This is a genomic window from Vibrio sp. 811 (assembly GCF_033339195.1).
The window spans coordinates 1-14,381 of the sequence record NZ_JAWOUB010000017.1 but is presented as its reverse complement, the minus strand read 5'-3'; the positions used below and the strand labels follow the sequence as shown (position 1 = coordinate 14,381).

At 43.4% G+C, this 14,381-nt stretch carries 13 protein-coding genes and 1 tRNA gene; 11 read left to right on the top strand and 3 right to left on the bottom strand.

Annotation, left to right across the window (positions count from 1 at the left end; genetic code table 11):
* Nucleotides 1-176 precede the first annotated feature (176 nt).
* Nucleotides 177-1,277 (top strand): LPS export ABC transporter permease LptF, encoded by a 1,101-nt coding sequence (lptF, locus tag R7Q46_RS19745; RefSeq protein WP_005381072.1) that lies wholly within the window; start codon nucleotides 177-179, stop codon nucleotides 1,275-1,277.
* 3 nt (nucleotides 1,278-1,280) lie between these two features.
* Nucleotides 1,281-2,351 (top strand): LPS export ABC transporter permease LptG, encoded by a 1,071-nt coding sequence (lptG, locus tag R7Q46_RS19740; RefSeq protein ID WP_005381071.1) that lies wholly within the window; start codon nucleotides 1,281-1,283, stop codon nucleotides 2,349-2,351.
* An 87-nt stretch (nucleotides 2,352-2,438) separates the two neighbouring features.
* Here the strand turns inward: lptG and R7Q46_RS19735 are convergent, their stop codons facing one another.
* Complete coding sequence (locus tag R7Q46_RS19735; protein WP_005381070.1) at nucleotides 2,439-2,918, bottom strand: RDD family protein; 480 nt, start codon at nucleotides 2,916-2,918, stop codon at nucleotides 2,439-2,441.
* A gap of 184 nt (nucleotides 2,919-3,102) precedes the next feature.
* Complete coding sequence (locus tag R7Q46_RS19730) at nucleotides 3,103-4,371, bottom strand: DUF2254 domain-containing protein (protein ID WP_005381069.1); 1,269 nt, start codon at nucleotides 4,369-4,371, stop codon at nucleotides 3,103-3,105.
* A gap of 227 nt (nucleotides 4,372-4,598) precedes the next feature.
* Here R7Q46_RS19730 and R7Q46_RS19725 point away from each other — a divergent pair, with 227 nt between their 5' ends.
* Both R7Q46_RS19725 and R7Q46_RS19720 read left to right on the top strand, forming a co-directional pair.
* Entirely contained in the window at nucleotides 4,599-5,264 is a 666-nt protein-coding gene (locus R7Q46_RS19725) for an SDR family NAD(P)-dependent oxidoreductase (RefSeq protein ID WP_318077722.1), read from the top strand.
* A 190-nt stretch (nucleotides 5,265-5,454) separates the two neighbouring features.
* Nucleotides 5,455-5,539, top strand: a tRNA-Leu gene (locus tag R7Q46_RS19720).
* Nucleotides 5,540-5,784: 245 nt separating this feature from the next.
* Here R7Q46_RS19720 and R7Q46_RS19715 read toward each other — a convergent pair.
* The gene (locus R7Q46_RS19715; protein WP_005381066.1) at nucleotides 5,785-7,068 is read right to left on the bottom strand and encodes a carbohydrate-binding protein; all 1,284 of its coding nucleotides are present in this window, start codon (nucleotides 7,066-7,068) and stop codon (nucleotides 5,785-5,787) included.
* A gap of 247 nt (nucleotides 7,069-7,315) precedes the next feature.
* Between R7Q46_RS19715 and R7Q46_RS19710 the strand changes: the two genes are divergently transcribed.
* From R7Q46_RS19710 to R7Q46_RS19680, 7 genes are all read left to right on the top strand, one after another.
* Entirely contained in the window at nucleotides 7,316-7,621 is a 306-nt protein-coding gene (locus R7Q46_RS19710) for a PTS sugar transporter subunit IIB (RefSeq protein WP_025767645.1), read from the top strand.
* 88 nt (nucleotides 7,622-7,709) lie between these two features.
* Nucleotides 7,710-9,044, top strand: coding sequence for a PTS sugar transporter subunit IIC (locus R7Q46_RS19705; protein ID WP_005381064.1), 1,335 nt, complete (start codon nucleotides 7,710-7,712; stop codon nucleotides 9,042-9,044).
* A gap of 51 nt (nucleotides 9,045-9,095) precedes the next feature.
* Nucleotides 9,096-9,407, top strand: a complete 312-nt coding sequence (locus R7Q46_RS19700) for a PTS lactose/cellobiose transporter subunit IIA (RefSeq protein WP_031777269.1) — start codon at nucleotides 9,096-9,098, stop codon at nucleotides 9,405-9,407.
* Between the two features lie 12 nt (nucleotides 9,408-9,419).
* Nucleotides 9,420-10,742 carry a 6-phospho-beta-glucosidase gene (locus R7Q46_RS19695; RefSeq protein ID WP_033906216.1) on the top strand — a complete coding sequence of 441 codons (1,323 nt, stop codon included), beginning with the start codon at nucleotides 9,420-9,422 and terminating at the stop codon, nucleotides 10,740-10,742.
* A gap of 18 nt (nucleotides 10,743-10,760) precedes the next feature.
* A complete protein-coding gene (gene chbG, locus R7Q46_RS19690; protein ID WP_318077721.1) occupies nucleotides 10,761-11,516 on the top strand; it encodes a chitin disaccharide deacetylase in 756 nt (251 codons plus the stop codon).
* Nucleotides 11,517-11,620: 104 nt separating this feature from the next.
* Nucleotides 11,621-12,619, top strand: a complete 999-nt coding sequence (locus tag R7Q46_RS19685; protein ID WP_158156878.1) for a LacI family DNA-binding transcriptional regulator — start codon at nucleotides 11,621-11,623, stop codon at nucleotides 12,617-12,619.
* Nucleotides 12,620-12,749: 130 nt separating this feature from the next.
* Nucleotides 12,750-14,003 carry an HD-GYP domain-containing protein gene (locus tag R7Q46_RS19680; protein ID WP_005381029.1) on the top strand — a complete coding sequence of 418 codons (1,254 nt, stop codon included), beginning with the start codon at nucleotides 12,750-12,752 and terminating at the stop codon, nucleotides 14,001-14,003.
* Nucleotides 14,004-14,381 lie beyond the last annotated feature (378 nt).

Genomic DNA, 14,381 nt, shown 5'->3' with positions numbered 1-14,381 from the left:
AATTGCTCTAAATGTTAGATAATGATCGCTTACTTGTTGAATTTTAGCTCCAGGCTTACATGCAGAGCTGATTAAGCGACTAACATCTAGTTTATAATTTTTAAAAAAATAAATGGTTCAACGGGAAACTATAGTGATTCGACCAAAAAAACAAGTTTTGTATAGGTAATTTCAGCGTGATTATTGTTAGATATTTGATCCGCGAAACACTCAAGAGCCAATTTGCGATTTTTTTCGTACTTTTTTTGGTGTTTGTAAGCCAGAAATTCATAAGTGTTCTTGCTGATGCTTCTGATGGGGATATTCCTGCTGGATTGATTTTCTCGATTGTTGGTTTGAACATGCCAGCAATGGGTCTGTTAATGCTGCCTTTAAGTCTGTATATCGGCATATTGATCACATTTGGTCGTCTGTATGCAGAGAGCGAAATTGTCGTAATGAACGCGACAGGTATTGGTAATAAATTCTTGGTTCAAGCGGCCTTATACCTAGCGTTGATTACTTCAGCGGTGGCGGCTTTCAATGCGTTGTGGCTATCGCCGTGGTCTCAAGACCGCGTTGAGCAGCTTTATGAGCAGGTAGCGTCAGAAAACAGCGTTGACCTACTTAAAAAAGGTCAGTTCCAAGGTACACCAGACGGTTCATCGGTTGTGTTCATCGATGACATTAAAGACAATACCTTGAGCAACGTTTTTGTTGCGCAGATGCGCCCTCGAGATTCAGTGTTACCGAGTGTGATGTTCTCATCTTCTGGTGAAGTAAAAGAGCTTTCGGACGGTCGTCAGATCATCACTATGAAAGAAGGTACGCGTTATGAAGGTGTGCCTACTCGCGTTGAATATATGATCACGAAATTCGATGAATACGAAGGTGTTATCGGCCAACGTGAGGTCAAAAAGAAAGGGCGAGACTGGGAAGCATACCCAACGGTTGACTTGATAGGTCACCCAGATCCAGAGGCGCAAGCGGAGCTACAATGGCGAATTTCGTTATTTGTGTGTATTCCACTCTTAACAATGCTCGTTATTCCTTTGTCTGCGGTGAATCCGCGTCAGGGACGGTTTGCCAAAATGGGGCCTGCGATTCTGATCTATCTAGCGTATTTCTTGGCGATCAGTGCAACCAAATCTGCATTAGAAGATGGTGACATCCCGGCTGCTATTGGTATGTGGCCAATCAATGCGATGTTGCTGATTGTTGCTATCATGGCGAATATGATGGACAGCGTTGCTGCTAGACGAATAAAAGACAAATTCCGCAAGAAGAGGCTCGCGTAAGCTGTGTTCAAAATCTTAGACCTTTACATCGGTAGAACCATCATCTCTACCACTGCCTTGGTTTTAGCGACGTTTGTTGGCTTATCGGGCATCATCAAATATGTAGAACAGCTACGTAAAGTAGGGCGAGGTGTGTACGACCTCACTCATGCGTTGTACTTTGTGTTACTCAGTGTGCCGCGTGATATCGAAATGTTCTTTCCAATGGCGGCATTACTCGGTGCCCTGATCGGCTTAGGTATGTTGGCTTCAAGCTCTGAGCTGGTGGTGATGCAAGCTGCTGGTTTCTCTAAGCTGGATATCGGGTTATCGGTACTAAAAACGGCCGTCCCACTCATGATTGTCGTTATGGCGTTAGGCCAATGGGGCGCTCCTGAGGCCCAGAAGATGGCCCGTGACTTACGTGCGTTTGCGATATCAGGTGGTAGCATTGTGTCTGTGCGCTCAGGTGTGTGGGCTCGTGACGCAAACGACTTTATCTTTATCGGTAAAGTCGAAGACGACAAGCTTTATGCTTTAAATATGTGGCGTTTTGATGATGATAAGAATCTACAAAAAGTTATTTTCGCCGAAGAAGTCGACTACCAACAAGATAACAACTGGCTGATGCGCTACGTACAAATTACGGACATGGAAAATGAAAACGTAATTTCAAAGCAAGACATCGAACAGATGGAGTGGCACACCTCTTTGGCACCAGATAAGCTAGCTGTGGTGACCGTGAAGCCAGAAGAATTGTCACTGAGCGGTTTGTATGATTATGTGACTTACCTGAAAGCATCGGAACAAGATGCATCTCGCTATGAGTTGGCGTTTTGGCGTAAGTTGACTCAGCCGCTTTCAATTGCTGTGATGATGTTAATGGCGCTATCTTTTGTTTTCGGTCCACTCAGAAGCGTGACCATGGGGGCAAGGGTATTGTCGGGCGTGGTTGCCGGGTTTACTTTTTACATATCCAGTGAGTTCTTTGGTCCATTAAGCTTGGTGTATGGCATATCCCCAGTGTTTGGTGCTTTGGCCCCGAGTTTGGTGTTCTTAGCTATTGCGATTGCACTGCTACGAAGAAAGCTATAACTGAAGCATCATCGAATAAACCAAGTTTTACCGAACCAAATGTAAAAGGAAGGCATTACGCCTTCCTTTTTTGTGTTCCTAGACAAGTTAATTTGCCTTAGGTAATACAACAACCTCTGTTTTGGCCCAAATGTCGTGGAAACCACGTTTCTTCGGATCAATCGGTACAGTCAAATTTGCCAAGCCAAAGCCAGATGTCGAAATACGAATCAGAGCTTGAGTTACCGTAATTGGTGCTCCGTCTTTGGCATTGCGAACTCGAAGCTTCCAAGCGCGCATCCCAAGAGTTTGTCCTGCTCGCGTCCAGAAGAACACAAAGAAATATATCCACACACCCGCAAGGTAAAGTGTAAATAGAGGGCTCAATACAGGGTGCTTTCCGAGCATATCTGCGGCATCAGCGTACTCGCCATAGCTCAACAATCCTGCTGCATTTAGTGCAAACACAACGGCCATAACAATACCTGCGGCCATCATTTCAATTGCGATAATAATCAATGTGTCGTAAATCAACGCTGCAAGTCGACGAAACAGACCAGCAGGTGGAAGAGTTGTAGACGTTGTCATTATTCCATCACTTACCTTAAAAATTGTGCGTCAGAATATAGATTCCCTCACCAAGAGAAAAGAGACCTAACGCACAGAGTCTTTAATTGTGTATAAACTAAGTGACTTTTCTGCCCTACGTTATCAGCACATGTCATGATACACGAGGCCGTGCAGCAATATGTTTCAACTGAATTCGATTCTCTTAACCATTGGCTCTTTGGTCTGTGACCAGATTAGATAGCTGAGAGAGTTGGTGTTTCTCATCTTCGGTATAATGTTGGCTTAATGAAAGCTCTAAAGCTTTTTCTGACAGCTTGATTGCTGGTGACAAAAATAACTTAGGGTGCATACTAGAGAGAGCTAGCAAGGCCTTTTGTAGGCGAATCTGTATTTGGAGTTGCGCTGCACCATCGTGTGCTATCGGCAAAAAGACATCATCAAACAAATCCTGGCAGCTCAATGCGGGCACAAATAGTCTAGGATATCGAGTTTTGGTAGGCGGCTCACTGAGTAGGTCTCCCCATAATGAAAGTGCTCGTACAGAACGCCCAAGAACGTCAATTGCGGTGCCATTATCATTTACAGCCGGAGATAGTGCTCGTGAGGCGATTTCCGCCATAACGACTAAACCAAAGCGAGGGTCCTGATCATATGAACGCTCTGTTCGAATCGTGAAGGCTGCCGTTACTTCGCTTTCGTCTGGCAATTCTCCACAAACACAAGCCAATGGTTGACCTACGTACACAAAACTTCCCGGTTGTCGCTCAAGGTAGATGGTGCATTGGTTTGCTTCAGCAATACTATCGAGATGATGCATATCAACATGCTGTAAGTAGCCAATTTCTTGGCTCAAAATAGGTTTACTTCCTCTGGGTTTATGTTCTGGGTGGCTCCACGGGTGAGCACCTAGCCAACGCTCTTTGCCCCGTTTTCTTATCGCATCTAACAAGGCTTGCTCCACGTATGAAGTGGTTTCACTGACCCTTCCTAGTACGGAAAGGTGCTGAATCCAACGTAGCAGAGTGAGTATGATCATCACGATTACGGCGATAGTTACGATGAACAGATAAATTTGTGCTTGTTGATGATAGGCCCCAATACCTAGCGCGATAATTCCTACCAAACTAAATAGAAAAGAGCCAAGAAAGGTTGCTAAGGCATTTTGTGTTGTGCTGTCTTCCATCAACAGTTTTGTCGCTCGCGGCGTTACCCCTGCACTAGCGGCACTGTACGCTGAGACCATAATATTGAGAGAGAATGTAGTCACTGCAAGCATGGAGGTTGCGAGGATATTTAATATGTTGTTCAACAAATCCTTGCTGACGTTGATGGCAGGGGGCAGAGTAATGAACTGGTTTAAAACAATCGACATTAAGGCGGTAGCAACAGCAAGTAATGCGTAGAGTGACGTCCGGACCCACAGTTTTCGCGTCATCTGTTTCAGTAACCACTGCCATTTTGACCCAGTCATTCTTTGCTCCTATTCAGTTCTCACTAGAAAGTCGATAGAAAATTCAGAAAGTTATTCTTGCTTAAGCATAGGTTAAATGCCCGTCGTTCTGCTTGATATTTCATGCATCACGAAAGTAAGAAAGCTGCTTGCTTCAAAGAATGGTGCTCTTGAGGTGTGAATTACCACGATTCTGTTACCTTAATTGATAGATGAATTAAAAGTATGTGGTTGAAAAGAGGTAGCGCATGATTGTAATTACAGGTGCAAGTAGCGGTTTAGGGGCGGAACTAGCAAAGCGTTATGATGCGGAAGGCAAAGAGACGTATGTAATAGGAAGAAATACAGAAAAACTATCCGCACTAGCAAAACAACTCTCTCATAACGTTGGTTATCAAGCTTGCAACCTCTCATCGCACCAAAATGTGAAACAGCTCTTTGATGGGGTGAAACAGTCCCCTGAAATGGTCATTCATAGTGCGGGAAGTGGTTATTTTGGCTTACTGGAAGAGCAGGAGCCGGAAGAGATTCAAAAGTTGATTGATAACAACCTGAATTCTGCGATTCATGTGTTAAGAGAGTTAGTAAAGCGTTACAAAGATCATCCAATAAAAGTGGTCATGATCATGTCCTCAGCCGCGCAACAACCTAAAGCGCAAGAGTCTACGTATTGTGCAGTGAAATGGGCCATCAAAGGATTAATTGAGTCGGTTCGTTTGGAGCTAAAAGGAAAACCTATGAAAATTATCGCGGTTTATCCTGGTGGAATGGATACGGAATTCTGGAAAACAAGCGGCAATACGATGGACACGAGTCACTTCATGCAAGCAGAAGATACCGCAGAGATGCTCCATAATGCGTTGTCGAGCATTGGGAATGGTTATGTTTCTGATATTACAGTGAATAGAACTTAAAAAGAGTTTCGTATACTCATTTTCATCTGGAAGAGTAGTAGAAAATGGAGCGTACGTTTCTTATGAGTACAGCTTTGTCACACTTTGTGGCGAAATTATCAGCAAACGATAGTTATTTAAGGTATTTCTGCTTGCGCAGGTCAAAAGCTTACGTATAATGCCAACCATCAAAGGGCAATAGCCCAAAGATGCCGGTGTGGTGAAATTGGTATACACGACGGATTCAAAATCCGTTGCCTTCGGGCGTGGCGGTTCAAGTCCGCCCACCGGTACCATACATAGAAAGGTCGCTTTTATAGCGGCCTTTCGTCGTTTTAGGTGTTCGTAAATATCAAAAGAAAGTTAGCGTTGCCTTCGCGGTGGCGTCAGGAGTGCCTGCCAGTCAAGTCACTCGCAGGTACCATATTTTAAGACAGAGCCTCGATGAAAGTCGGGGCTTTGTTGTATCTTGATCTTCAAAACAAAAAAGCGCGAGGGGTATGCCTCGCGCAAACTACTACATGGTGATAGTAGGAACAGCCTATAGAGCTGTGAACAAGGTATTTTGAGTGTTCGGAGTCCAGTCTGCTTGGGACACGTGCGGTACATCAACTAGATAACGCAAACCTTGATAAGTCACCACATCACCTTGTTTATAGGAAACATTCTGAGTCCAGTTAGTGGCTGGGTCTGCATTTGTCCAAAGGCTAGAGGTTGGAGACGGTGCCCAATCTTGTTGCGCAGTATGGTTTGTTACAGCCTGGTATACAGTACCTAGGTGTAAGACGTAATCGCCAGCGTCGTAGTTATGACCAACTTGCCAGTTCGGTGTGTAGTTATCCATTGTGTCGAAGTCATAACCCGCTTGTTTTGCTAACTGTATAAACTTAGCGAGCTTAGGTAGGTTTTGCGTTGCACCCATGCCACGCTTACCATCTTCAAATAGGAACTCGTGAGTTAATACGATAACTTTATCGGCGTGTAAAGGTGTACCACATGGGAACTCTTGAGCTTTGGAGTTGATCGGGTTAATCGTTGTTGGTGCACAAGTGTTTAACGCGGAATCCACATATCCAAGAAATGCTTCTGCTTCTGTAAGGCTGTTTGCTGGCATTTCAATGCCCCAATTTTCGGGTGCCCAGTCCACATCCCAACCGTGAGTTTGATAGCCGTTATTCGCTAGGATATTTTGAACCTCGATAGCTGCTTTTACACTGTTGGATGGGTTGGATGTATCGCATACATATCCTGGTTCCCAAGGTTTCAGGTCATCAGACGTGGCACATAACCCATCTGCTTTGAAGTCTTTCGTCACGCGCCAACCGTTGGTGTAGGGCAGTCTAGCAAACTCTGTTGCCTTGTAGTTCGGGTAGCTTGTAATGTTCGGCAAATACTTTGCTAACACAGATAAGTTTTCCGTAAACATTGAGGCATCGTAAACAGGGTCTTGATACGAGTTAAGCTGGTGGTCCCCGGTCGCATTACACTCCGCAGCACTGTTCGGTCCAAACTCATCCACGCAGTTGTGCACCATGTGATCGTAACTGTGGTTCGCAACAATATGACCAGTGTCTAATGCGAGCTTTAAGGCTTCTAGGGAACGGTCTTCATTCTCATCACCAATTCCATCTAAATGCCAAGCATTAAAGTAAAACGTCGCTTTGATATCTTCCTGGTTAAGTACTTGAATAACGTCAATAGATGCATTGATTGGTCCATCATCAAACGTTAGATAAATTGTGCCTTTAGAGTCGGTTTGAGCAAATGAGTGTTGTGATAGTGCGGCACTTACAAGCGTTGCAATAGCCAATTTATTAAATTTCATTCTCTATTCCTTTTAAGAAATTAATAACGACGTTGTCAGTAGTAAAATATTGATAATTTGAAACTTAATGTGATGTCTTAAATTATTTTATGACTTTTATCCTAGACCTAAATAATTACAAAAAAATAGGTGGTATTTTCTAAATTGGGATTGTGTTCACGAATAATGCAACCGGTTGCGCTTTTTTGTCTTGGTTATTTTTGCTACAGTTTTTGCAGGTTGAAATTTACACAACGGGAGTAAGGCTATGAAAAAGATCCTTTTATGCTGTAGCGCAGGGATGTCCACCAGTATGCTTGTTAAGAAAATGGAGCAAGCTGCTGAAAATAAAGGAATTGAATGCAAAATTGATGCGATGTCAGTGAATGCATTTGAAGATGCAATTAAAGAGTACGATGTTTGTCTTCTCGGGCCTCAAGTACGTTTTCAGCTAGAAGAGCTAAGAAAAACGGCGCAAGAGCATGGTAAAAACATTGACGCGATTTCTCCTCAGCATTATGGAATGATGAAGGGAGAGGAAGTACTAGAGCAAGCATTAGAATTAATTAACTAAACCATAGTTTTAAATTAAAAAAGATAACTGTACATCAAATATAAATATTTGATGCGGGATTCTTTTGCCTAAAATAAGGATGGATTCTATGAAGCTTTATGACGCAATTATAGGCGCAGTCGAAAAGCATATAGCCCCTATAGCAGCTAAAGTGGGGAATCAGCCCCATGTTCGCGCAATGAGAGACGGTTTTATTGTCGCAATGCCGTTTATTATTGTTGGTAGTTTCATTTTGATTTTTGCATTCCCCCCATTTGCCGAAGATACAACCTTTACTTTTGGTCGAATTTGGCTCGATTTCGCCACTACACATTTTGATACCATAATGATGCCCTACAACATGTCGATGGGGATCATGACCATTTTTGTTTCGCTGGGCGTTGCTTATAGTTTAGCGAAGGCTTACAAGATGGATGGGATCACGAGTGCTGTATTGTCACTAATGTCTTTTTTACTCATTGCGGCCCCAGCTAAAGATGGCGCGTTGTCTATGTCTCACATGGGCGGAACCGGGATCTTCACCGCAGTGATGTGTGCATTTTTCTCGGTGGAGCTCTACCGTTTTATGAAAAAGCACAATATTACGATTCGCATGCCAGAGCAGGTGCCACCGGCGATTGCGCGATCATTTGAAGTATTGCTACCAGTCTTAGCGATATTCATTACCTTATATCCACTTAGCCTTTTCGTACAAACCCAGTACGACATGCTGATTCCAGATGCTGTTATGGCTATCTTTAAACCGCTAATCAGTGCGTCTAACTCATTGCCTGCCATTATTGGCGCTTTATTGCTTTGCCAGCTACTTTGGTTTGCGGGTATTCATGGTGCTGCAATTGTTGTTGGACTGCTTTCTCCAATCTTTTTGACCAACATTGGTGCCAACATTGAAGCCTTTGTTGCAGGTGAACCGATTCCAAATGTATTTACTCAACCGTTCTGGGATTTTTACATCTTTATTGGCGGCTCTGGTGCAACACTTGCTCTTGTTATGCTGATGTCGTTTAGCCGTTCTGTTCACCTTAAGAGCATTGGTCGAATGAGTGCGGTGCCTGGCTTTTTCCAAATCAACGAACCAGTGATCTTCGGTAGCCCAGTTGTGATGAACCCGACCTTGTTTATCCCGTTCGTCTTCGCTCCAGTCATCAACGCTACGATTGCGTATTTTGCTGTGCATGTCGGCTTTGTGGGTATGGGTGTCGCTACAACACCTTGGACAACACCGGCACTGATAGGTGCTTCGTGGGGTAGCGGTTGGACCTTTGCGCCAGTATTGCTCGTCATTGGTTTATTGATTCTTGATCTAATCATCTACTTCCCATTCTTCAAAATGTTTGAGAAGCAAATGTTGGAGCAAGAACTACCAACGACGAAGGAAACTAAAGGTGACACGCAGCCGTCAGGCGAAGGCGTTACAGCTTAACTGTGCTTAATGGGCCGCAATTACCGCGGCCCGATTTTCGGAGAGAAAATGATGGAACAAGAATTGGTTGTGATGGAGATCATTTGCAATGCTGGTGAAGCCAGAAGTTTAAGCTACGAGGCATTGCGCTTATCTCGAGAACAAGATTTTGAAGCGGCTGACGAGAAGCTTTCTCAAGCAAGAGAGTGCATTAATAAAGCCCACTTAATACAGACTCAGCTTATTGAAGAAGATCAGGGAGAAGGGAAAGTCCCGATGACGTTAGTGATGGTGCATGCTCAAGATCACCTGATGACTACGATTTTGGCTCAAGAGATGGCTGTAGAAATCGTCGCACTGAACAAAAAAATCTCGAACAAGTAAAGGGGGATGAAAATGTCTAGAGAGGCGATCAAACTTGCCATTATTGGCGGTGGTAGTAGCTATACCCCGGAATTGGTTGAAGGGGTTATTAAGCGCTTAGAATATTTACCCGTTAAGAAAATCCATTTTGTGGACATTGAGTCAGGAGCTGAGAAGCTTGAGATCATCAAAGGATTGGCTCAGCGAATGGTCGATAAAGCCGGCGCAAAAATTGAGATAAAAGCCGGTTTCGATCGCCGTGCTGCGATAAAAGATGCAGATTTTGTGATGACGCAGTTTCGTGTTGGTGGCCTTGCTGCACGCGCTAACGATGAGCGAATCCCAATCAAGTACGACGTCATCGGCCAAGAAACAACGGGCCCTGGTGGTTTTGCTAAAGCACTGCGAACCATTCCGGTCATTCTTGATATCTGTAAAGATATTGAAGAGTTGGCTCCAAACGCATGGATGCTCAATTTCACCAACCCAGCGGGTTTAGTTTCCGAAGCGGTCAGTAAGTACACCAAAGTAAAGAGTATTGGTTTATGCAATGTGCCCGTTTCAATGGAAATGATGATTGCAGAAATGATGGAGTGCGAGCCAAAAGAGCTACAACTTGAGTTTGCTGGGTTAAACCATCTCGTGTGGGTACACAAAGCATGGCTCAATGGGGAAGATATTACTCAAACGGTATTAGAGAAAGTCGGTGATGGTGCCAACTTCAGTATGAAGAATATCTGGGAAGAACCGTGGGATCCGGCATTTCTAAAAGCACTGGGGGCGATACCATGTCCTTATCATCGCTACTTCTATCAAACTGATGCCATGCTTGCTGAAGAGAAACAAAGTGCCGATGAAAAAGGCACTCGTGCTGAGCAGGTAATGGAAACAGAAAATGCGCTATTTAAGCTCTATCAAGATCCTACCCTCGATCATAAGCCGAAAGAGTTAGAGGAGCGGGGTGGTGCTTATTATTCTGATGCATCACTGAACCTAGTTGATTCAATTTATAACAATCGTAATAGTATTCATGTTGTTAACGTTTTAAATAATGGAGCGATCAACGGCCTACCTGACGATGCTGTGATTGAATGTAGTGCCGTGATTGGTAGCTGGGGGGCGAAACCTCTTGCGGTTGGCGAGTTGTCAAACAATATCAAAGGATTACTCCATCAAGTTAAAGCGTATGAGCAGCTAACAATAGAAGCTGCTGTCGAAGGTAATTATAACAAGGCGCTTATGGCATTAACCAATAACCCATTGGTGCCTGACATTGGCCGCGCCAAGTCAATCCTGGATGATATTCTGGCGGTGAACGCTCCGTATTTACCTCAATTTAAACTAACGACGTTGTAAAACTAAGGAAGGGCGCCGATGAAAGTCATTTTTAATGCTGATGATTTTGGTTTAACGAGAGGTGTAAATAGCGGCATCGTTAAAGCTCATCAGCAAGGTGTGGTTCATTCAACCACCATGATGGTGGGTATGGATGCTGAGCAACATGCCTTAGAACTAGCTCGCCATAATCCAGACTTGAAAATTGGCGTTCATCTTAGGTTTACAGCAGGTGTGCCTATAACGAAGCATCCTAACTTGACCAACGGCCGATCGCACTTTATCAACTATGACGAACTTTGGAGTAAGCAGGACTTCGAAACTCAGGTCGTTTATGATGAAGCAAAAGCTCAGGTGGAACATTTTTTATCGCTTGGGTTAGAGCTAAGCCACTTAGATAGCCATCATCACGCGCATACTCACCCTCAAATTTTGCCCGTTATTAAAGAAGTAGCGAATGAATACCGAGTGCCACTGCGGGGCACTGGCTTGTGTCAAGAATCGATGACAATCAGGTATATCTTTACTGATGAGTTTTATGACCAAAAAGTGAGCTTGGATGGTTTGATGACACATTTATTGAGCTTAAAAGCTGACTATGACTTGGTTGAGGTGATGTGCCACCCGGCAGAGGCCGATCAGGCGCTTGTCTTAAAGAGTGGTTATGCGCTTCAGCGAGAGCTAGAGTTACAAGTTCTTACCTCTCCCATTTTAAAAGAACAGTTAGCTCATCATGGTATAACTGTCACGGATTACTCTGAGCTTGTTTCTACCAATCAAATGGTCAGTGTATGATTAAAGGCTGCCAGCTTCGCCCCCTATAGCACCTTACGAATTGCTGGCAGCCGTTCTATACAAACGAATATTTAATAACAATTGCAGTTGGACCCAATAGCATTATGGCAAGGATTAAAGATGTAGCCGAACTCGCCGGTGTAAATCGCTCTACCGTTTCTCGAATTATTAATGGAGAGGGGAAATTTCGTGAGGAAACTCGAAAAAAAGTAGAGCAGGCTATGGCGCAATTGAATTATCGTCCCAGTGCAATTGCTCGTTCACTCGCAACCTCATCCAGTAATATGGTTGGGTTATTGGTGACTTACTATACGGGGGGCTTCTTTGGCGAGATGATGGAGCAGGTTCAGACTGAGCTGGATATTCATAAGAAGTTTTTGATTACAGCTCAAGGCCATCATTCTGCACAAGGTGAAAAAGAGGCAATTCAGCGTTTTAATGATTTACGTTGTGACGGCTATGTACTTCATAGTCGTTATTTGTCAGATGATGACTTACGTGAATTAGCTAAACAGCCAACACCTTTCGTTCTCCTGGATCGCTACGTGGAAGGAATAGAAGAGCGTTGTGTTATCTTTAACCATCATCATGCAAGCCGTATTGCCGTTGAGCACCTTTTAGCTGGTGGTCATCGAAAGATTGCTTGTATTGCCGGTCCATCCCAACGTCATAACAGTGTATTGAGAAAGCTTGGGTATATTGATGCAATGAAGGATGCTGGTATAGATATTGATGAAAGCTGGTGTGAAGAAGGGAATTATGGCCGGCAAAGTGGTTATGATGCAATGGCTGCAATTTTACAACGACACCCTGATGTGACGGCTGTCTTTTCGTGCAGTGAAGAAATGACGGTTGGCGCAATGCAGTACTTACACGAGCATAGTATTTCTGTACCAGAGCAAATCTCATTAACTAGCTTTGACAGTGTTGATCTTTGTGAAAGTCTTTACCCTACAGTATCAGCAGTGCACTTTCCTATCAGTGACATGGCCCGTGTAGCGGTACAAACGTTAATGGGGCTAGTCAAAGATCAAGAAGTAATAGACAAGCCAGTATTCGAGGCCAAGCTTAAAATACGCAAAGCAGATCGTTCCTTAAAGTAGCTTACTTCTATCTAATTAAGTGAGTCGCTTAGAAATAACGGTTTGATGTTTTGATAGTTACTGATGAATTTATTCACAAAATTTACTAGTATTCTAACTCTCTTAAGAAATATAAATCAGTAGTGAATAAGTGGCTGCCATTAAACTAACGGTCGATCGTATTCAACCCGGATTACATATCCGTCTTCCGCTAAAGTGGAACGATCACCCCTTTCTACTCAATAGCTTTAAGATTAAAGACCAAGAGCAAGTCGAGATGATCCGCCACCTCGGCGTAAAGTTCGTTTACTTTAATCCAGAGCAAAGCGATGCCGTTCCACTCCCTGTTGATCAAAGACAAGCTGACAGAGTAACAAATGAAGCGTCGTTAGATCATGAAACTCAAAAAATGTGGCAAGAAAAACAGAACCGCATAGAAAAGTTAAGTGCATACCGTCGACGCGTGATTCAGTGTGAAAAAGAGTTTGAGCGCTCTCTGGCACGTATGCGTTCAGTCATGACTAAAATCCGTAACCGTCCGACAGCAGCAGTTGATGAAGCAAAGCTTCTTATTGAAGATATCGTCGAGAAGTTAATGTGCGATGATAATGTTACGTTACACCTGATGAACGGAAAAAATGAGTTTGAAGATATTTATTTCCACTCATTGAACGTGGCTGTTATCTCGATGATGATTGGCCGTGCTAAAGGGTACTCAGCAGCACAGTTGAAAGAGCTTTCCTTCTCCGCACTATTCCATGATATCGGGAAAATAAAAATCCCGACTGCAATATTAAGAAAGCAACTACCTCTAACAGAGCCAGAAACCAACTACTTAAAGTTGCACACTAAATATGGCGTCGATCTTGCGAGTCAAATCGAGGCTTTTCCCGAAGTCGCGAGAATTGTGATTGCGCAGCACCATGAGCTAAGAGATGGGTCTGGTTATCCTAAAGGCCTGAAAGGAGATGAGATCAACGAGTTTGCTCAAATTATTGCTGTAGCCAATGCGTTTGATAACTTGTGTCATACACCGATAGTCTCAGATCAAAAGATTCCTTATACCGCACTCTCTCATTTATATAAGAACTGTAAACACCTATATAAAGAAGAGAACCTGAACATCCTAATTAAGTTTATGGGCGTGTTTCCTCCGGGTACCGTAGTTCAGCTTTCTAATAATATGGTCGGCCTGGTTATCTCAGTGAATGCATCGCATCTATTATTCCCGAATGTCTTGGTTTACGATCCATCAGTACCAAGGACGCAAGCGCCAATCATTGATCTTGCCTCAAAAGATATAAAGATAGTTAACGCGATTCATCCGTCAAAATTACCGGATAAAGTAAAAGAGTATCTAAATCCGCGTTCGCGTATTTCTTATTTCTTTGATAGTGATGAGTAGTTATCCACAGCTTTTTGTGGGTAAATTGTATAAATCCTGAGTGTTATTTCTGGGTAATTTTAGGGTTGGATGGAAAGTATCCATTTGGCATGTTTTTTTAGAAAAAATGCATTTTTAGTATTGCCAAAGAAAATCTTCTCCCTATAATGCGCATCCATCGACACAGCAGACGTCACAAGGCTTCAGCAGGGTCGAAGAGGTAAAAAGCTTCTACAAAAAATTAGTTTAAAAAAGTGTTTGACACTAACAACTAAATCGCTAGAATGCACCTCCGCTTTGAGAGAAAAACTTCTCGCACAGCAAGCTCTTTAACAATATAGACCTATCAATCTGTGTGGGCACTCGTTGATGATAATCCAATTCGATACTTCGGTATCA